The 19,357-nt window shown below is 43.0% G+C and carries 14 protein-coding genes; 8 read left to right on the top strand and 6 right to left on the bottom strand.

Features of this window, described 5'->3' with window-relative positions; genetic code table 11:
- The first annotated feature begins 83 nt into the window (after positions 1–83).
- From IPL34_RS16155 to IPL34_RS16175, 5 genes are all read left to right on the top strand, one after another.
- Entirely contained in the window at positions 84–2,987 is a 2,904-nt protein-coding gene (locus tag IPL34_RS16155) for an ATP-dependent DNA helicase (RefSeq protein ID WP_296842489.1), read from the top strand.
- Positions 2,984–4,858, top strand: coding sequence for a site-specific DNA-methyltransferase (locus IPL34_RS16160; RefSeq protein ID WP_296842491.1), 1,875 nt, complete (start codon positions 2,984–2,986; stop codon positions 4,856–4,858). The genes IPL34_RS16155 and IPL34_RS16160 overlap by 4 nt, the downstream gene beginning before the upstream one ends.
- The gene (locus tag IPL34_RS16165; protein WP_296842492.1) at positions 4,851–7,601 is read left to right on the top strand and encodes a TnsA endonuclease N-terminal domain-containing protein; all 2,751 of its coding nucleotides are present in this window, start codon (positions 4,851–4,853) and stop codon (positions 7,599–7,601) included. Before IPL34_RS16160 ends, IPL34_RS16165 begins: the two co-directional genes overlap by 8 nt.
- A gap of 315 nt (positions 7,602–7,916) precedes the next feature.
- Complete coding sequence (locus tag IPL34_RS16170) at positions 7,917–9,038, top strand: agmatine/peptidylarginine deiminase (protein ID WP_296842494.1); 1,122 nt, start codon at positions 7,917–7,919, stop codon at positions 9,036–9,038.
- A gap of 28 nt (positions 9,039–9,066) precedes the next feature.
- Entirely contained in the window at positions 9,067–10,161 is a 1,095-nt protein-coding gene (locus IPL34_RS16175) for an agmatine/peptidylarginine deiminase (protein ID WP_296842496.1), read from the top strand.
- 101 nt (positions 10,162–10,262) lie between these two features.
- Here IPL34_RS16175 and IPL34_RS16180 read toward each other — a convergent pair whose 3' ends face one another.
- The 6 genes from IPL34_RS16180 to IPL34_RS16205 all read right to left on the bottom strand — a co-directional run bounded on the left by IPL34_RS16180 (position 10,263) and on the right by IPL34_RS16205 (position 16,308).
- Positions 10,263–11,054, bottom strand: a complete 792-nt coding sequence (locus IPL34_RS16180; RefSeq protein ID WP_296842497.1) for a hypothetical protein — start codon at positions 11,052–11,054, stop codon at positions 10,263–10,265.
- 177 nt (positions 11,055–11,231) lie between these two features.
- The gene (locus IPL34_RS16185; protein ID WP_296842498.1) at positions 11,232–12,047 is read right to left on the bottom strand and encodes a hypothetical protein; all 816 of its coding nucleotides are present in this window, start codon (positions 12,045–12,047) and stop codon (positions 11,232–11,234) included.
- Positions 12,048–12,399: 352 nt separating this feature from the next.
- Positions 12,400–13,248: an ankyrin repeat domain-containing protein gene (locus IPL34_RS16190; RefSeq protein WP_296842499.1), complete on the bottom strand. Its 849-nt coding sequence runs from the start codon at positions 13,246–13,248 to the stop codon at positions 12,400–12,402.
- A 110-nt stretch (positions 13,249–13,358) separates the two neighbouring features.
- Complete coding sequence (locus tag IPL34_RS16195; RefSeq protein ID WP_296842501.1) at positions 13,359–14,468, bottom strand: hypothetical protein; 1,110 nt, start codon at positions 14,466–14,468, stop codon at positions 13,359–13,361.
- A 66-nt stretch (positions 14,469–14,534) separates the two neighbouring features.
- Entirely contained in the window at positions 14,535–15,305 is a 771-nt protein-coding gene (locus tag IPL34_RS16200; protein WP_296842503.1) for a M91 family zinc metallopeptidase, read from the bottom strand.
- A gap of 121 nt (positions 15,306–15,426) precedes the next feature.
- Positions 15,427–16,308, bottom strand: a complete 882-nt coding sequence (locus IPL34_RS16205; protein WP_296842504.1) for a LysR family transcriptional regulator — start codon at positions 16,306–16,308, stop codon at positions 15,427–15,429.
- Between the two features lie 101 nt (positions 16,309–16,409).
- Here IPL34_RS16205 and IPL34_RS16210 point away from each other — a divergent pair, with 101 nt between their 5' ends.
- From IPL34_RS16210 to IPL34_RS16220, 3 genes are all read left to right on the top strand, one after another.
- Positions 16,410–17,213, top strand: coding sequence for a type 1 glutamine amidotransferase domain-containing protein (locus tag IPL34_RS16210; RefSeq protein ID WP_296842505.1), 804 nt, complete (start codon positions 16,410–16,412; stop codon positions 17,211–17,213).
- A 10-nt stretch (positions 17,214–17,223) separates the two neighbouring features.
- Complete coding sequence (locus tag IPL34_RS16215; RefSeq protein ID WP_296842507.1) at positions 17,224–17,859, top strand: NADPH-dependent F420 reductase; 636 nt, start codon at positions 17,224–17,226, stop codon at positions 17,857–17,859.
- 86 nt (positions 17,860–17,945) lie between these two features.
- Positions 17,946–19,313, top strand: a complete 1,368-nt coding sequence (locus tag IPL34_RS16220) for a glutamine synthetase family protein (RefSeq protein WP_296842509.1) — start codon at positions 17,946–17,948, stop codon at positions 19,311–19,313.
- Positions 19,314–19,357 lie beyond the last annotated feature (44 nt).

The raw sequence follows: 19,357 nt of genomic DNA on the forward strand, positions 1-19,357 counted from the left end.
AAACACATGATTACTTTTAGCTAGACACTTAAACGTTATGCTTTATTATTTAAATTTTGGTCATACCTAAGGATTAAAGCTTTATGGACAAACCTTTATCAACAATTGTTAGCACTACTAATCCCTCACAACAGCAAGCTATCGAAACCACTGAAGGCCCCGTACTTATTATCGCGGGTCCTGGTTCGGGTAAAACTTTTACTCTGGTCGAACGTATTGTCAATCTAGTAACTAACCAAGACGTTCTACCCGAATCTATTATGGTAGTAACTTTTACTGAGAAGGCTGCCCGTGAACTCACTACCCGTATTTCTAATCGCCTCACTGAACTTGATATTCCCGTCAATTTGAATGAAATGTACTTAGGTACTTTTCACTCTATTTGTTTAAGACTACTGCAAGACTATCAAGAATTTACACGCTTAAAGCGTAACTTTGTTTTATTTGATCAATTTGATCAACAGTTTTTTATTTATCGTAACTTGTCTAAATTCGATCAAATCGAGAATTTAGGTCACTTAATTAAAGTCGACGACTCTAACTGGACTAAATCGGCTGAACTACTCAAAATTATCAACACCGCTAATGAGGAGCTTTTAGCTGTAGAGACTCTACTACAAGCCCCTGATGCCGCTGTGGTAGTACTAGGCCACTGTTTAGCCTTGTATAACAAACTATTAGAAGAAAACAACTCACTAGACTTTGCTACTATTCAGGCAGAGACCTTAAAGTTATTGCAAGAACCGAGGGTGTTGGACGAACTTCAAGCCAAAATGCAGTACATCATGGTCGATGAATACCAAGATACTAATACGGTACAAGAAGCCATTCTCAAGCAATTAATGGGGACTGCGCAGAACTTATGTGTAGTAGGAGATGATGATCAGGGTCTTTACCGCTTCCGTGGTGCTACCATTCGCAACATTTTAGAATTCCCTAATAATTTTGCTGAAGGCACTTGTAGGCAAATTCGTCTTACTACTAACTACCGCTCACATCCTAATATCATTGAGTTTTATAACTCTTGGATGCAAGAAATTGTTTGGTCAGATGGTAAAAACTCTTATCGTTACGATAAAGTGATCAAGCCTAGAGAGGACACTTTTCCTGATGTACCTACTGTACTGCGCTTAGGTAGAGCAGGTAGAGAGGAGTGGTACGAGGAGGTTTATCAGTTTCTTACTGAACTGAAAGCTAAGGGGTTAGAAGATTGGAATCAGGTAGCCTTACTCTTCCGCTCCGTACAAAATGACCGCGCCGTAGGTTTAGGTAATTACCTTGAGGCTAAAGGTATTCCCGTTTACTCACCACGTTCTAATCAGTTTTTTGAACGTGAAGAGGTTAAGTTAGTTATAGGGATGCTGATTTTCCTCTTTCCTCAATTTAAAGAAGCTCGTCAGTGGGCTGAGAATGCATTCTTACCCATTTGGAATTATTATGATAAAGAATGTAAACCATTAATAGCCAACCATCTTAGGCTTCCTGAAAATAACGATTTGCTAACATGGGGTAACCGTCTAGCACTAAAGCACAAAACACTTTCAGAGAATACCAACTACGCTTTCTCTGACCTCTTTTATGAACTATTACAGTTTCCTTTATTTAGCCGCTATTTTAGCGAGGAAGCATTAAGTGGGCTTGATAAAGGCCGCGCCGCTCGTAACCTCTCTAAACTGTCTACCCTATTAGCCAAGTTTGAATATTTATACTTTATTAGCGTTTTATCGCCTCAATACTTAGACCGTAATATTCAAAACCTTTTTAATCAGTTTTTACGCTTTTTAAAAGATGGAGGTATTGGTGAGTATGAAGATGATACTGAGTATGCGCCTAAGGGTTGCGTATCTTTTCTTACGATTCACCAATCTAAAGGTTTAGAGTTTCCGGTTGTCATTACTTGTAGTTTAGAAGCCGTACCTCGTAAAAGTCATAGTGACTTAGATGAGTTATTACAAAATAGTTACTATGCCAAAAAACCCTTTGAGCCTTTTGACCATATTAAAAACTTCGATTTTTGGCGTCTGTACTATACGGCATTTTCACGTGCTCAAAACCTGCTTGTCTTATGTGCTGAAAAAAAGAAAGGTCAGGGAAGCAGCCCTTCTAAGTATTTTGCTCCCCTTTACAACCAGCTCATTTCTTGGCGTGATCCTACGTTTAAACCAGAGCTTATTCACTTTGAGACGGTGAAAACGCTCAATATTAAACGGGAATACGCCTTTACTTCGCATATTTTGCTATTTGAGGCTTGCCCTGAACAATATCGTTTCTTTAAAGAGTTAGCGTTTCACCCTGTGCGGATTGGTGCTCAGTTGTTCGGTGTGTTAGTTCATCAAACTATTGAGGATATTCATAAGGCGGCTTTAAGGGGTGATACGCATTTAATTGAGCCTGAGCAGATTAAGCGTTGGCTGGATACTAACTACGTTTATCTCTCAAAGCGTGAGCGCCAGTATTTAGCCCCTAGCTCCCTTCAAGCGGTTGAGAACCATGTCATGTCTTACTATGAGCGTGAGAAGCATCACTGGGATAGGATTCAACAGGCGGAGGTTGATATTTCTTTAGTGAAAGATACTTATATCCTCAAGGGTAGCGTTGATCTCATCCGAGGGGAAAAGGGTACGGTTGAGATTATTGATTTTAAATCGCAAAAAAAGCCCGATATGCACCGTGACCGTGATCAGGTGAATCAGTACCAGCGTCAGTTAGAGCTGTATGCCCATTTGGTGGAGCAGCGTACTGGTGAAAAGGTCAGTAGGATGCATTTGTACTATACGGGTGAGACTGAGGGGTCACCTTACGTATCGTTTGATAAAAATGAGCGCAGTATTCAAGATACGGTGCAAAAGTTTGATCAGGTGGTACGCCGTATTGAGAATAAAGATTATCGTATGTGTGCCCGCCCTGATCGGCTATGCGTAGAGTGTGATATGCGGCACTATTGCGGGCGTAAGAATTGGACATTTGCAAAGGAACTGAATGTATGAGTCAGCAAAAAGCTCTGGATTTACCTACTACGGCTCAACCGAATGAGGATCATTTTACCTTTGAGCCGATTAAGGGTTATCCGATGCTGAATTGGCGTGGGAAGCGCCCTTTTACGTCTACGGCTTATTATCCGGCTCAGTTGAAGGAGCAACATGGGCAGGCGGTGGAGGGATGGCTGAATAAGATCTTCTGGGGAGATAATCTTCAAGTCATGGCTCATTTATTGAAAGAGTATCGTGGAAAGGTAGACCTTATTTATATTGACCCACCCTTTGACTCTAAGGCTGATTACAAAAAGAAAATTTCTTTGAGGGGAAATAGTATACAAAATGATGCCTCTATCTTTGAGGAAAAACAATATACTGACATATGGGCAAATGATGAGTATTTACAGTTTTTATATGAAAGACTCATATTGCTTAAAGAGCTGCTCAGCAAAACAGGATCCATCTACCTACATTGCGACTCAACTAAATCTCATCATATTAGATGTATAATGGAAGAAACTTTTGGTCAAGAAAACTTCTTAAATGAAATAGTCTGGTGTTATTCTGATGCCGCCAATAGCAAAAAATACTGGAACACCAAACATGATACTATTTTATTTTTTTCAAAATCGGATGAGTGGCTATTTAACTATGATAGGGTTTTAAGAGATCATACTGAAGAAAATATTAAAAAATATAAATACTCTGATGAGAAAGGAAAATATAGACTTTTTGGTAAGAATATTACTGGTAGCCCTATACAATGGCATAGAGATGTAAATCCTGAGTGGGAAAAAACCAATCCTGAGTTGGTTTTTCGGCATTATTTAAAAGAAGGTAGTCTTCCCTTAGATTGGTGGACTATTAATCCTGTTAATCAAGCTGCTAAAGAAAGACAAGCATATCCTACACAAAAACCAGAAGAACTTATTGAAAAAATTATTAAAGCTTCTTCAAATTCCAACAACCTAATATTCGACTGCTTCATGGGTTCAGGCACTACCCAAGCCGTCGCCATGAAACTAGGTCGCCGCTTTATAGGTGCGGACATTAACCTAGGCGCTATTCAAACTACTACCAAGCGCCTCATCAAAGTCGCTCAAGAACTAGAAGCTAAACTAGAAAACGTACAATCTGATTTGCCTATCAGTGAAGAGAACAACGAGAGCGAAACCACTCCTACCACCTACTACACGGGCTTTGAGGTCTACAACGTCAACCATTACGACGTTTTCCGTAACCCTGTGCAAGCTAAAGACCTACTCATCGAAGCATTAGGTATTCAACGCATCCCAAATAGCATCTACGACGGCGAAAAAGACGGTCGCATGGTAAAAATCATGCCTATCAACCGTATCGCTACCCGTGCTGACCTTAACGAACTGGTCGCAGGCGTAGACTACAAAGCCTATGAAGAACGCAGCAAAGATTCCCCTAACCGTGCGGTCGAAAAGATGCTACTGGTCTGTATGGGGCACGAACCCGACTTAGCCGCTGCATTAAAACAAGCGATTGGCTATAAAATTGACGTAGAAATAGTCGATATTCTCCGCGATAAGACTGACTTACAATTTAAACGCGACTCTGAAGCTAAGCTGGTTATTGAAAACCAAAACCTCATCATTAAGCAGTTCTACCCCATGAACCTCCTCCAAAAGCTCTCACAAACTAAAGAATCAGTGAGTGATTGGCGCGAGATGGTCGAAAGCATTATGGTGGATTGGAACTATGATGGGGTACTGTTCCAACCTAGCGTCACGGATATTCCTAGTAAAAATGAGTTAGTTCTAGGTTGCTATCCTATCCCTGAAGACGCAGGCACGATACGGGTAAAAATTACTGATTTACTCTCTGAATCGTGGGAGGGTGAAATCAATGGCTAAAAAGCCTGCTAAGACTAATGTTACCCTAGAGTTCGCCTTTTTTAACCTACTCTGGAAATTCTATGAGGAAGCTAAGCGTGGCTCTAAAAAAAATAATCCTCGCGAACACTATAAAGATCTAAGTAAAAAGTACTTAGACTATAACGACCCCCGTACTAGATCAGATGCTTTTTTAAGGCGACCTCAATTTGAAGCACTTGAGATGTATATTTTTCTCAAGGAGTTTTTAGACAATCAAAAAATCGAAAAGATCTTTGAGGACTGGTATAACCAAAAAGGCAAATTTGAAGGTCGTATTAAAGGCGGTTTTAATACAGGCACACCTCAGGCTACCTTAGAGCTAGGTGACGAAATAGAATTACAAAACTATGAAGCTTTATTGCGCCAAATGAAGCAACACAGTCGCCCTTATGCCAACTATATTTTCGCCTTAACAATGGGCACGGGTAAAACCCTACTCATGGCTACTTGTATTTTCTATGAGTTTCTACTAGCTAATAAATATCCTAAAGATAAGCATTATTGCCATAACGCTTTAATCTTCGCACCTGATAAAACGGTTTTACAATCTTTACGAGAGATTGAAGACTTTGATGTTAGTAAAGTAGTACCTAAGGAATACGCTGATTTATTTGCCTCACACCTACGCTTTCATTTTTTAGACGAGAGTGGTACGTCGCTAAGCACGTTTGACGGCTCACGATTTAATATCGTTGTATCCAATACGCAGAAAATCATTTTAAAGCGCGGTCAAACTCCCCCTACTCCAGCAAGCCGTCTCTTTCAAGAGGTTGAGAAAAAATATACTAGCTCTATTTATGATGAATTAGATGAGCTTTATGGTTTTGATCATTTAGCGACTGAAGAAGAGTTAAAAACGAACCAACGCTTTGAAAAGCTCTCGCGTCTACCACAGCTAGGTATTTACGTTGATGAGGCGCATCATGCGTTTGGTCAGAACTTAGCAAAAGACATGGGTGTAGGCATAACTAAAGCCCAGTTGCAGACTAGCTTACGCACTACCATTGATCAATTAGCGGTGAACTTAAATAAAGCTGGTACTCACGTAGTCGCTTGTTATAACTACACCGGTACGCCTTACATCGGTAAGGAAGTACTGCCTGAAGTGGTATATGCGTTTAATTTACGTGATGCGATTAATGAAAAGTATCTAAAACTCCCCAAGCTCCACTCCTACAGTAATACACGTACCCAAGACTTTATTAAAATCGTTGTCAAGGATTTCCTTGAAGCGGTCAGTGGTTTACAACCTGAAGGGCTTATTCCCAAACTTGCCCTATTTGCTACGTCTATTGAGGAATTAGTTGGGGAGCTTAAACCTGCGTTAGAGCAAGAGTTAATTGCTCATAACATTCCGCTTGATCGCATACTGGTCAACGTGGGCGATGATAAGATTACGACTAATGATGATATTCGTCACTTCAATAACTTAGATAAACCTAATACGGTCGGCGGCACACAAAAGCAGTTTATTTTACTGGTAAACAAAGGGCGAGAGGGCTGGAATTGTCGCTCTTTGTTTGGTGTAGCGATGTACCGCTCACCAAAATCTAAAGTATTTGTGTTACAGGCTACCATGCGCTGTTTAAGAGCTATTGGAGATATTCAATATACAGGCTCGGTATTTTTGAGTGCTGAAAACTTTGAGATTTTAAATAACGAGCTACAAGCTAATTTCCGTATGACGGTAGCGGAGTTTAATGATCTGGGCGATAAGGAGAAGATTCCACCTTTACAAGTTCGAGTGCGTAAAGATACTAAACTTACGATTAAACGCTTAAAGCGCCATGTAACGCTTCATGAAAAAACTATGCCTCCTAATAGCTCATTAGGTATTGACCCTGATGATAAACAAGCATGGGCCGCCCTCACTGAACCTTATCAAATCATCGAAACTCAACGCACTGGCATGGATGAGCGCGGTCATTTTCATCCTAAGACTAATACCACCAGAGACCGTAGCAATGAGAAAATTAAGACGGTCTACACACCTATGACATTAGTAGCCGAGGTTTCTCGTTATCTCAATCGTAGTCCTTTAGAAGTCGAAGAGCTTTTAAGTAATACTAAGGAAGGCTTAGATAAGTTAGTGCGTGCGGTTAATGAGTTTAATGAGCTACTTTATGATGTCATTATCCCCAGACTTTTTACATACCTTTATGACACAGAGGAAAATATCAGTACGGAAGAGGTGGAGGTTCATCTAATCAAAGCACCTAAGGTAGGCGAAAAAGATTATTACGAAATAAAATCAGGTAAAGGTGGAACTGACTACTATACGAGTGCTGACCCCATATATCGTGATAAAAGCTTTCATCTGGATACCTACACCTTTGACTCAAAACCAGAACATACGTTTTTCTGGGATTTGCTTAAAGCTGATAAAATTAAGGGAATCTACTTTACAGGCATGTTTACTCACCCTAGTAAAACAGAGTTCTTTTTCCAATACATAGACCCTGATTCTCATACTTTACGCACTTATTATCCTGATTTCCTAATGCAGCGCGAGGATGGTAGCTATGTAATTGTCGAAGTAAAAGGCGACCATCAGTTAGATGATCCTGTAGTGATAGCAAAACAAAGTGCGGCACATCAAGTATCAGTAGAAAGCGGTATGGAATACTTTATGGTAGCCAGTACGATGGCTCAGAATCATAACTATACGTGGCTATTAGAAAAGGGTAACAAACCCGTTGACCTTCAAAGCAGAATTATTTAACTGATAGACTTTTTTCAATAAATGATACCTGATAGAGGTATCATTTTATAAAAAGAGCACACTTATAAAAAATCCACCCTTTTTAAAGTACAGATAATGCCATAACCGCAGTAATGTATTACTTCCGAGGTCGCTGTGAATACTTCCCTGTACGCTTCAATGCGGCGTCCTTGCCGCCAAGACCTCTCCCGTAACACATCACTTCGATTGTCTAAGTGATGTCGAATTAGCACATAAACTTTGTTTTGGATGTCAGCTCAATATCAGGTTCGGGTTTTAAGCTAGTCCCTATCAACACGATTTGGAGCGACCAAAATGCTAAACCTAAAACCTCAATCATTGATTCGTTTATTAGCTACCACCTTAGTAGCCACCATTAGTTTAAATGCTATGAACCTGACACACGCTGCTAGTTATATGCCGGATGAAACCGCACTGCATGAAAGTACTTGGCTCCAATGGCCACATCATTATACCTATGGCGCGACTTATCGGAGTCGCTTGGATGCTACATGGGTCGCTATGACTAAGGCACTCGCTACCAGTGAACTAGTGCGCATTGTGGCGTATAACGCGACCGAAAAAACTCGGATTCAAAATCTGCTCTCTTTAGCAGGCGTACCCTTAGGACGAGTGATTTTCTTGATTAAACCTACCGATGATGTGTGGGTACGTGATAATGGTCCGATTTTTACTCTTAATGATCAGCAACGTTTGCAAATTGCTGATTGGGGCTTTAATGGTTGGGGCGGTGATACTAAATATACCCTAGACAATACCGTCCCTAGCAGTGTTGCTACTCAATTGAGCTTACCGCGCGTTGATTTGAATTCTGTGATCTTAGAAGGCGGTGCGTTTGAGATTGATGGTAAAGGTACGTTTTTAGCGACTAAAAGCTCGATTTTAGAACCTAAACGTAATCCTAATCTGACTCAAGCTGCACTAGAAAAAACGCTCAGTGCCCAGTTAGGGGTGAAAAAGTTTATTTGGTTGGATGGAGCACCCGGAGGTACTGAGGATATTACCGATACCCATATTGATGGTTTTGCGCGTTTTGGTACACCGGATACTCTGGTTACGATGAAAGCGACCGATTTAACGTACTGGGGTATTTCCAGTACTGATATTACCCGTCTAGCCAATGCGACTAATGTGGATGGCGTGAAATATAACAAAGTATTGCTACCTCTCACTGCTAAAAATGTAGTGACGACCTATGGCAAAAACTTAGGTTTTAAAGGTTCTTATGTGAATTATTACGTGGGTAATACCGTCGTGCTCGTACCACAATACGCAGATGCTAATGACAGCGTTGCCAGAAGTATTTTACAAAAACTTTATCCTACTCGTAATGTGGTAGGTATTGATGTACGCAACCTATTTGCTAATGGTGGTATGGTACACTGTGTCACCCAGCAACAACCCTTAGCGAATTGATTTTTCAGCCTTTAAGGACTTACTCACCATGCTCAACCGTCGTCGTTTTCTCACTACTAGCCTATTACTGTCAGCCGGAGGACTTTTAGGTATGCAACGTTTACTAGCCAATACTGACACTGCATGGCGTATGCCGGATGAAGGTGAAAAACATACTCGTACTTGGATGGCCTTTGGTGCGAGTGCAGCGATTTGGGGTAAAAAGCTATTACCTGAAACGCGCCGCAGTCTCGCTTTAATTGCTAATACGATTGCCAAATATGAGCCTGTTTCTATGCTAGTACGCGACTCCGAACGCGCTATGGCTGAAGGTCTAGTCCATAATAATGTTACCTTAGTAACCAGTACGCTCAATGATTTGTGGATTCGTGATACAGGGCCTACCTTTGTAGTGGATGATCAAGGTAATAAAGCCGCTGTGAATTTTAATTTTAATGGCTGGGGTGAAAAGCAGGAATTTGCACTCGATGCCAAAGTAGCTAATTTAGTAGCAAAAACAGCGGGCGTGAAAGTGCTCAATACCTCACTCGTTATGGAAGGTGGGTGTATTGAAGTGGATGGACACGGTACGGCGATTATTACCGAAAGCTGTGTTCTCAATAACAATCGCAACCCTAATGTGTCTAAGGCTCAGTTTGAAGATTTGCTTATGCCACTATTGGGCTTAGATAAAATCATTTGGTTGCCGGGGATTAAGGGTAAGGATATTACCGATGGACATACTGATTTTTATGCTCGCTTTGCGCGTCCGGGGGTGGTGCTAGCAGGCTATGATCCTGACCCACAATCGTATGATCATGAGGTGACTTTGCGCCATTTGGAGCTATTAAAGTCTGCCACCGATGCTCAGGGCAAAAAACTGCAAATTATTAAACTCGAAGCGCCTACCGATATACGCACCAAGTATTTAAATGATGAGTTTGCGAGTGGTTATATTGGTTTTTATGTGTGCAATGGTGCGGTGATTATGCAGGAGTTTGGTGATAAAGCTGCGGATCAAGCAGCTCGTGCGGCGGTACAAAAAGCTTTCCCTGATCGTAAGATTGAGCAATTGAATGTGGATGGAATCGCGGCAGGTGGGGGCAGTATTCACTGTGCGACGCAGCAGGAACCTGCGGCTTAGTCCTTATTTCATTTCAAAGATAAAAACAGGAAGGCGTATTCGTCCATTGTCGGCTACGCCCTGTGGAGCGGGAGCGTTGGAAGGCTCAACAATCCCTAGGACTACGCCCAAAACGCGTAGCTACCTTCGCGGAAATAATCGCGCTGATAGCCGCCGTAATTACTTTCATAATTAGAAGCAATCACTTCAGCATCGCGCTGCCAAGTATCACGATTACTACGATTAACCTCTTGATTTAGTTCTAGTAATACATGCGATAGCTCGTGAAATAAAATATTATCCGCATCCACCGTCAGCCCTTGCCCCGCAGTTGTCATGACCTGAGCCAGCATGTCCGCATCCATCGTAATCACCGCACTAATCTGCCCATTGTCATAAAAGGTTAAATCAGTCTCGGCACTCGGTGTTGCGCCTAAACGCTCGCGCTCCGCCGACGACTGCGGATGGGTTTGAATCGTTAGGGAATATAAAGCGGGATGGTTCAGAATCTGATTCAAGACCCCATTGCCATAACTATTATTAGCAATCGCTTGCAAGGCGGGTTGTAACTCATTAGCTACCCTTAGTTTATTGAAATTCAGTGGGTTAGTTGGGCTAGGAGCATTGAAAGTAGCCGTGTTACTAGGTGGAGTACTAGCAGGGAAGGATAGAGTGCTGCTGAGGCTAGGCAGGTTAAAAGTTGGGAGCGCTTGCGTCTCTGGTCTAGGGGCTTGGATGGTTGAGGTGTATTGAGAGGCTAATAACTCGGCAGCATTTTGTACGTCCACATCGGCAGGCACAAAATACAAATTGAGTTGAACATTTTGATTATTTTTAACACCTTCAATACTAATGCCTTTAATATTCGCAGCCTCTAAACGGTTGTCTGCGGCAACCGATACGATTTTGTCCATGTTAACCCTTAATGACGCTGAGCTGAAATTAAAATAAACCTATACAACTTCTTAAAAGGTAGTCGTTCAGCTCTAAGGCAACAGTAGGTTTAGATAAGTGGTTTATTTTAAACGATAAGCATACAAGCCATTAATCACTGGCTTGGTGTTTAATTGCATTAATTCGGCACTACTGGCTTATGTTTGATCAGTTGGCGAATCGGATTGACCTAATACTTCCATAACATCCCGTAGGCTAAGACTAATCATTTGGGCTATTAATTCAGGACTTTGCCCGTTGCGATACATGGTGGTAATAATCTCAGTAGTCGCAGCCTTTCTACCCTCTTGATACTTTTCCCGCTGGACTTGCTCCTCTCCATACTCATCAAACATACGCGCTCGGTCAGAAGGAGACACGGATTCAGCTCGAATTTTCTCCAGCACTTGTTGCAAATAGGGATCAGGGTATTGAGAGGCTTCAATTTCTTCATCCAGACTATCGTCAATCAAACGCATCCATTCACGATAAGCAGCGGGAGTATTTTCGTTAACGTATTTGGGACATAAAAACATGATTTTATGTGGAATTTCTTTTAAGGGTCTGCCTCGTAAATCCTTGGGGTCAAACTCAATAGTAGCCACATCCACACCATGCTTATCACCACTGGTCAGTACGACAATGGTAAACACTTGTAAAGGAGGACGGTAATCACGGGCATTTACTATTTGTTCAAGTAAAGCAACGCAGTGGTAATTTAAGAAACGATGATAATGATCAGGGTAACGTACATGCTGAATATCAACGATAATGCGTTGCTCCTTGTCTTCAGCAAATAGGTCAAAGCTAGTCTTAATGGGTCCAATTTGCGTATCGAACGACTTTTCAGTTTCAACGTGATCGATTTTAAGCTCAATGCCTAATACTGCTTTCACAAACGCGGTGAAGATTACCGGATCAGAAAACGCTTTTTTAAAAATCACGCCGTAGCGTAATGAAGCTACTTTTTGCATAACACTATGCTCCGCTTAAGAGGGATTGTTTGCAGTATAGCATTAGAGCTTAGCTATTATCTGACCTATCACCTAGAGGTTTGACACGTAGGTCAGCCCCTACATTCCTGCCTCATTACACGAGTAATAAGCTAATTTTGGTTATTGATAATCCACTGAGCGAATAAGGGGATGGCTAATTCATAGCCCTGCGCGGTTTTCAATACGATCTCTTTGCGCATGAGTGAGTTGAGGGCGCTTTGTGATTCTGGATTGAGGGTAAGGGCTTGATTTAAAGCTAAATGGCGCTTGAATAATGGAATCGATCACACCAGTCGATGAGCCAAAGCACCCACCGACACCCCACTCTCAACTACTGACACCCTGCTTGCTCACTCGCCCCGTGTTGCTTTAACAAGCGCACCATCGCCATATCCCCCAATTGCAACGCCCGACTCAAAGGCGAATCACCCAAACACCCCGCATGATCAGCATTCGCATTCGCCCCATATTTTAATAATAACTGCGCAGCTCGCAGATCACGCCGCTCCACCGCAGCATGCAGCGGCAGCTCCCCCACACCTTCACCCATACTATTCGGGTCAGCACGATGCTGTAATAAATACTCCAACAACCGATAATTCACCGTCGGGCGCTGAATTAAATAATATAAGCCCGACGCCCCCCCATTACTTGCACCATTGGGATTCATCTTAAGCTTATCAATAAAAAACCGTGCACTTTGCTCCGCCCCCGCCACAATCGCCACATACGCAATACGCCCATCATTGCCCGCATTACCCTCAAACTCCATCGACCACCCCGACGCCACCAACTGCATCACCCGACTAATATTATCCCGCGCCACCGCCTGAATCATTTCCTCGCCTAATTGATTCGAGACTTTAGTGAGATCATTGGGATTTAATGGGGCTGGATTGCCCAAACAGCGTAATAAAGTTTCGGCGCGTGCTTGAGTTTCGCCTAGTACTATTTCGGGGCGAGCAGTTTTACACCATTGGGCTTGACCTTGTTGATTATGATTCCAGCGCAAGCCCGATACCGGACATCTAAGCTGCTTAGCAATAGCGTATTGACTCACCCCTTTGAGGGCATAGTCTTCACACGGATCGGGATTATCTTCATATAAATAAGCTTGAGCACTGCCCATACCCAAGCACAATAAACCAACACTTAAAACACTCAAAACTGCCTTGTACATTTTTTGACTCCTTTAACACTCGTCTCTACGAGTGTAGTCAAAATACTGATTTTAGAGAGGAAAGAGTGAGTTAACCCTATAGTGCTTATACACTTAGCGCCAAGCCTTGTTTAAAAATCAATCTCAATATACTGCATAGGGCGAGGAATTTTATATTCATTGAGCCATGCTTTTAAGGAGCGTAATTCCTGCATCGCCTCCACATCAAGCTGGAGCTGAGCCACTTGCTTTTTAAAGCTCTCCACCTCTCGACTGATCAAATGCGGCAAATCCTTAGGCAGTAGACCAAATAGCATATTGGATTGTGTCAATTGAGCCGCCTCTTGTTGATAGGCAAATAGCTCTTGCTCGACCTCATCGAGTTGATCCTGCAAAATCTTATTAAAATACTTCAGGCGCTCCTCATTCAAACTATTAATATGTGCCTGATCAATCTGTTCCGTCGCAAGCTGTAGCTCTAATAGTTTTAATAAATCCTTATTTTCATAGGCAACCGTGACTTGCTGCATCAGTTCGGTTTTACGCAGTCGCTCGGTTTCATCGGGTTCACGGTCGGGATGCAGTGCCGTCACTAATTGGCGGTAAATGGTTTGAATAGACTTACTCAGCGCTTGAGCTTCTTGCTGTTCGCGCTCTTCTTTAGCGAGTTGTTTAGCAGTTTTTTTACGTTTAGCGCGTTTGGCTTCTTCAGCGGCTAGGGCTTCTTCTCGTTTGTTATGCATACGCTCTTGGATTTCGGCAACCGTTTCAGGGTCGATATTTTCAGGATCAATTTCTAGCCCTAAATCTTCTTTAAGCGCGGCTTTCACATGAGCGTAGTATTCGGCTTTAGCCTCTTGTTCTTCCTGATCATAATCGCTATTAGCATAAAAATTATAATAAGGCTTTAAATCATCGCGCTCATAAAGCTCGATCAGTTGCTCACTGACACGGGTAATAATATAACTGATTTTTTCTTTTTGAATTTTGGTCAATTTTTGGGTTTTATAAGCTTCATCTAAGCGTTGAATGAGCTGCTCTTGCTGCACGCTAAACGCCTCACGCAGCGGTTGCATGGCTGCCTCTAAGTCTTGGCGACAACGCGGTAAGATCTCCTGCCACTGCATTAAAAGCTGCTTTTGCTTATCAATGCGCTTCATGGTGGTATTAAACTTTTTCTGGGCTGGAGTTGGTTTATCCGTACTAGCGGTCTTGATTAAAATCGGGGCTGTTCTAGTCATGAGTATTATCTGAATAATGATCTGGGCAATAAAATAAGGACTAGATTAACAGAAAAACTGCCCGTGTTAACCCCAAAAGGTATAAGTCCCCGGACGGTAATAATCACGATCATAGCCGCCGTAATTACTTTCATACTCGGTCGCTACCAACTCAGCACTGCGCGACCACGTATCCTTAGTAGTGCGAATCGCCTCATTATTTAGCTCTAATTGCACATGCGCCAACTCATGAAATAGCACATTGTCCGCGTCCACCACTAAAGACCCTCCGTCTTTGGTCATGATTTTGACTAGCATATTCGCATCCATCGTAATGGTAGCATCGACGCCCCCCAGACTATTAAAACTCACTGAGGTAGAAGCCGTCGGCGTAATGCCTGATTGCTGACGTAGTGCCGAGGGTTGGGGATGAGTTTGAATAGTTAGCGAATTTAAACGCGGGTTACTCAATATTTGATTCAGAATCGTACTGCCATAGGGATTAGTTTGAATTTTTTGTAGGGCGGGCGCTAATTCATTCGCTACTCTTAATTTACTAGCTCCTACTGGACTCGCTCCCCTGCTAGGCAAAGCGGTATAACCAAACACCGGAAATACACTAGGCTGTAAGCCATTGGTACGCACGGGCAGGAGTACGGGGCGAGTAGGCGCTGCATAATTAGGTTGTTGAATCGCTGAACTATACTGAGCGGCTAATAGCTCAGCGCTTGCTTGGGGATTGAAAGGTGGCGCTATAAAAGGCGTTGGATTATTAACTCGTGACCCTGTACTCAAATACAAGGGCATACCCAAACGACCCGATAACAGAGGAATGGCGCTACTGGTAAGATAACTCATAACTAAACCCTATTTAGTGTCTATTAGCCCAAAAAAACTTAACAAAACACCTTCAAAGATAGTTCCTTTCCTACCTTACATCGGTAAGTTTCGATAAAAGGTGTGAGATTCACGACGAGGTTTAGCGAGGAAACTGCTCTAGTGCATAATCAATAAACGCTCTTACCTTAGGGGTGAGATAACGATTACTGGCATAGAGTGCATGCACGGGCATAGGTTCGGCAGTCCATTCGGGTAATAGCGCAAGCAACTGCCCTTGTTCGACATAGGGCTTAGCCATTAATAAAGGCAAAAGCGCAATCCCCAAGCCATTTAAAGTCGCCTCACGCAAAGCAAAATAATTATTCACCGCTAATCGTGCAGGATTGTTCACTACTAGCCGCTCATTACCTTTGACTAGCTCCCATTGCTCATGAATACGCCCCCCACTAAACACTAGGCGCGGATACTGCTCCAGCGTTGCTAACGTTATGGGTATAGGTTGCTGGGCTAAATAATCGCGACTAACAAATAAACCATAGTGAATCCATCCCAAACGCCGTGCTACTAAACTAGAATCGGGTAAGGGTCCAATACGAATGGCAATATCAAAACCTTCATGCACTAAATCCACCACACGTCCTGTCCAATCGGCTTCAATACTGACCGCCGGATAACGCTTTAAATAGCCCTGCATCCACGCACTGACTGCTAATAGACCAAACTCTATGCCGCAGGTTAAACGTAATACTCCACGCGGCTCACTGGTCAATTGTTGGGTAAGCTGTTTAGTCTCTTCTACTGCACCCAAAATACCGATAGCTCTTTCATACACCTCGCGCCCAATTTCAGTGAGGGACAACGAGCGCGTGGTTCGCTCTAATAAACGCACGGCAAGCTTGGTTTCTAGTTGGGTAATGACACGCGAGACATATGCTTTTTGTAAGCCTAATGCTTCAGCCGCTTGAGTAAAGCTACCTAGTTGCACCACTTTGACAAAAAGAGCGAGTTCGTTGAGTTCCATTGTTGCTACTTCAGTAAACAATTAGTCTTAAAACTGATTATTTATCGAATAAAGAGCAACTGCAATACTGCACTTATTGATAACTAACACAGGATACCGTTATGCAACGCCGTACTTTTCTAACCACGCTGGCTGCTTTAACGCTAGCAAGTCAAACCCTATTCAGTACTGCTGTTAGTGCTGAGAGTGCACCTGCTCCCAAGGGTAAAGTGTTATTAGTGGCGTCTAGCCCTGCTAAAGCCTCGAATGGTTGGCCCGTAGGCGTATGGGCGGCAGAGATTACTCATCCTTATGATGAGTTGACCCATGCAGGTTATCAGGTAGATATAGTGAGCACTAAGGGCGGCGATTTAGAGTTAGATGCCTACTCCGATCCACGCCATGAAAGCGGTTATTCAGCGGCTGATATTGTAAGCTTGGGCTTTTTGACTTCACCTAAACATGCTGCTTTATTAAAAAATACGCCTGCACTGGCTAGTGTTAAAGCTGATCAATACGATGCACTCATCGTAGCGGGTGGGCAAGCGCCTATGTACACCTTCCGTGATGATAAAACCTTACAGGATTTAATTCGTACTTTTTATGAGTCTAGCAAACCAACGGCTGCTTTATGTCATGGTGTAGCCTCGCTAGTCGATATTAAATTATCGAGCGGTGAGTACTTGCTTAAAGGCAAAAAAGTAACGGGTTTTTCACTCGCTGAAGATCAATTCGCTGAGCAAGCTGTCGGTGCTAAATTATTTGATTGGTATGTCGAGCCTGCGATGAAAGAACGGGGCGCGAATTATGTACAAGGCGGCATGTGGGCCGATTTTGCCGTTAATGATGGTCATTTAATTACCGGACAGCAACAGCACAGTGGACGCAGTGTAGCGCGTTTAGTGATGCAACAATTAGCTAAGTAGGAGTCTACTCATGAAAATGGCCTTTATTGGTTATGGTAATGTGGGAGCACCACTCGCGGATCACTTACAACGCTTAGGGCATCAAGTCACCTTAGCCGCTAAGGATGCTCACTCCGAATCGGTACAAAAAGCACGCGCTTTAAATCCAGCTCTACAAGTCGCTGAACCTGTGTCAGCCATCAGTGACGCACAAGTCGTCTTTCTCGCTACCCCTTTTAATGTAGCGGGTGAAACCTTACAAACGCTACAAACTGTACTCAAGGGTAAGATCGTAGTGGATTGTACTAATCCGGTCGGTGCAGGTTTAACACATGGCTTAAATAGCACCCAGTCCGGTTCGGAATATTTACAAGCATTGATTCCAGACACTGCACTGGTTAAAGCATTTACTATTTATGGCTTTGAAAACTTTCAAGATAATCGTTTTCCTGATAGTGCTTTAAAACCCGCTATGCTGTACTGCGGCAATGATAAAGTGGCTAAAGAAACTATAGGGCAACTGATTGAGCAATTAGGTTGGCAAGCCCTAGATGTAGGTGGCTTAAATCAAGCACTGCATTTGGAGCATATGACCTTAATGTGGATTAAGTTAGTTAGGCTTCAAGGGCGCTCACCTCATCTAGTATGGGCAGCGTTAGAGCGCTAACTCAGTGCTAATCGGTGGCAAACCATTGACAGGTTTAAGAGCCTAACCATAATGCAGCTTAGGCTCTTAAAACTTTAGGATCACACATGACGCCACCGACTAACCCCGCTGCTGAAGTCAATCAATTTCTCACTACTCACCCGCAACTTAGCCAAATCGCCCTGATTTTGACCGATATTAACGGTATTGCTCGCGGTAAATTTTTGCGCCCGCGCGAGCTGTATGCGCTGTATAAAATGGGTCGTCCCTTGCCTAGCTCGATTTTGTCTTTAAATGTATTGGGTGAAGATGTGGACAGCACAGGCCTAGTCTGGGAGGTAGCCGATCAAGATTGTATTGCACGTCCTATTCCTAACACGCTGAAAATGTGTCCTTGGCTACCGAATACAGCACAGGTATTAGTCAGTATGGATAAAGAAGCGGGTATGCCTGCCGCCGCCGCAGATCCACGCTTGTGTTTGGTCGAAGTGGTGGAGCGTTTAAAGGCTGATGGTTCTAATCCCGTCCTAGCGTGTGAATTAGAGTTTTATTTACTCGATAAAGCAGCATGGCAACAAGGTAAAGTTGTAACTGCTACTACCCCTAATGGCTTTAATTTAGAGCAAACTCAAGTCTATGGGGTGGGTGATTTAGAGGATATGCGCGGCTTTTTCGCTGATGTTTATAAATACAGTGCGATTCAAGGGCTACCTGCTGAAACGGCTATTTCAGAATATGCGCCTGCACAATTTGAAATTACCCTCGTACATCGCACCGATGCCGTGCAAGCGGTGGATGAAGCCATTCAATTTAAGCGCCTCATTAAAGGTGTCGCTGAGCAGCACGGTATGATTGCGTGCTTCATGGCAAAACCCTTTACTGAACGCTCTGGTAGTGGGATGCATATTCACGTCAGTTTTACGAATAGTGAGGGCATAAATTTATTCAGTGCAGGTGAAACAGAAACAAATCAAATACTCCTCCACAGCATTGGCGGCATGGCAGCCACCATTAAGGATGCGATGGCAATCTTCGCCCCGCATGCGAATTCGTACCGACGCTTTAAAGCCAATAGCTACGCCCCGACTGCCGCCACTTGGGGCATTAATAATCGCACTGTGACCTTTAGAGTCCCAAGTAATAATGCTGCAAATCGCCATGTCGAACATCGTGCTAGTGGTGCGGATGCCAATCCCTATTTAGCGGCTGCGGCGGTATTGGCGGGTATGCATTATGGGATTAAACATAAAATCGATGCGGATAAACCCGCCACAGGTAATGCCTATAGTGATACACGAGTATTGCCGTTAAATTGGTACGATACTCTCGATGCTTTTGAACACTCGACGTTTATCCGTGAGTACTTGGGTGCTGATTTTCAAAGGATTTATAGCGCATTGAAATGGGAAGAATGTGAGCGCTTTAATGCGGAAGTGAGCAGTTTAGATCATCAATGGCATTTGCGTTTGGCTTGATTAGCACTCATACACTAACTAGCCTAACTAAGAGTACTCAGTGA

Origin of the sequence: Thiofilum sp. (genome assembly GCF_016711335.1) — a bacterium.
Lineage (GTDB): Bacteria > Pseudomonadota > Gammaproteobacteria > Thiotrichales > Thiotrichaceae > Thiofilum.

Bases quoted from the DNA above. Each gene is read 5' to 3' on its own strand.
- IPL34_RS16160 (WP_296842491.1), top strand. From the start codon at position 2,984: ATGAGTCAGCAAAAAGCTCTGGATTTACCTACTACGGCTCAACCGAAT.
- IPL34_RS16220 (WP_296842509.1), top strand. From the start codon at position 17,946: ATGACGCCACCGACTAACCCCGCTGCTGAAGTCAATCAATTTCTCACT.
- IPL34_RS16165 (WP_296842492.1), top strand. From the start codon at position 4,851: ATGGCTAAAAAGCCTGCTAAGACTAATGTTACCCTAGAGTTCGCCTTT.
- IPL34_RS16155 (WP_296842489.1), top strand. From the start codon at position 84: ATGGACAAACCTTTATCAACAATTGTTAGCACTACTAATCCCTCACAA.
- IPL34_RS16190 (WP_296842499.1), bottom strand. From the start codon at position 13,248: ATGTACAAGGCAGTTTTGAGTGTTTTAAGTGTTGGTTTATTGTGCTTG.
- IPL34_RS16180 (WP_296842497.1), bottom strand. From the start codon at position 11,054: ATGGACAAAATCGTATCGGTTGCCGCAGACAACCGTTTAGAGGCTGCG.
- IPL34_RS16175 (WP_296842496.1), top strand. From the start codon at position 9,067: ATGCTCAACCGTCGTCGTTTTCTCACTACTAGCCTATTACTGTCAGCC.
- IPL34_RS16210 (WP_296842505.1), top strand. From the start codon at position 16,410: ATGCAACGCCGTACTTTTCTAACCACGCTGGCTGCTTTAACGCTAGCA.
- IPL34_RS16195 (WP_296842501.1), bottom strand. From the start codon at position 14,468: ATGACTAGAACAGCCCCGATTTTAATCAAGACCGCTAGTACGGATAAA.
- IPL34_RS16170 (WP_296842494.1), top strand. From the start codon at position 7,917: ATGCTAAACCTAAAACCTCAATCATTGATTCGTTTATTAGCTACCACC.
- IPL34_RS16215 (WP_296842507.1), top strand. From the start codon at position 17,224: ATGAAAATGGCCTTTATTGGTTATGGTAATGTGGGAGCACCACTCGCG.
- IPL34_RS16185 (WP_296842498.1), bottom strand. From the start codon at position 12,047: ATGCAAAAAGTAGCTTCATTACGCTACGGCGTGATTTTTAAAAAAGCG.
- IPL34_RS16200 (WP_296842503.1), bottom strand. From the start codon at position 15,305: ATGAGTTATCTTACCAGTAGCGCCATTCCTCTGTTATCGGGTCGTTTG.
- IPL34_RS16205 (WP_296842504.1), bottom strand. From the start codon at position 16,308: ATGGAACTCAACGAACTCGCTCTTTTTGTCAAAGTGGTGCAACTAGGT.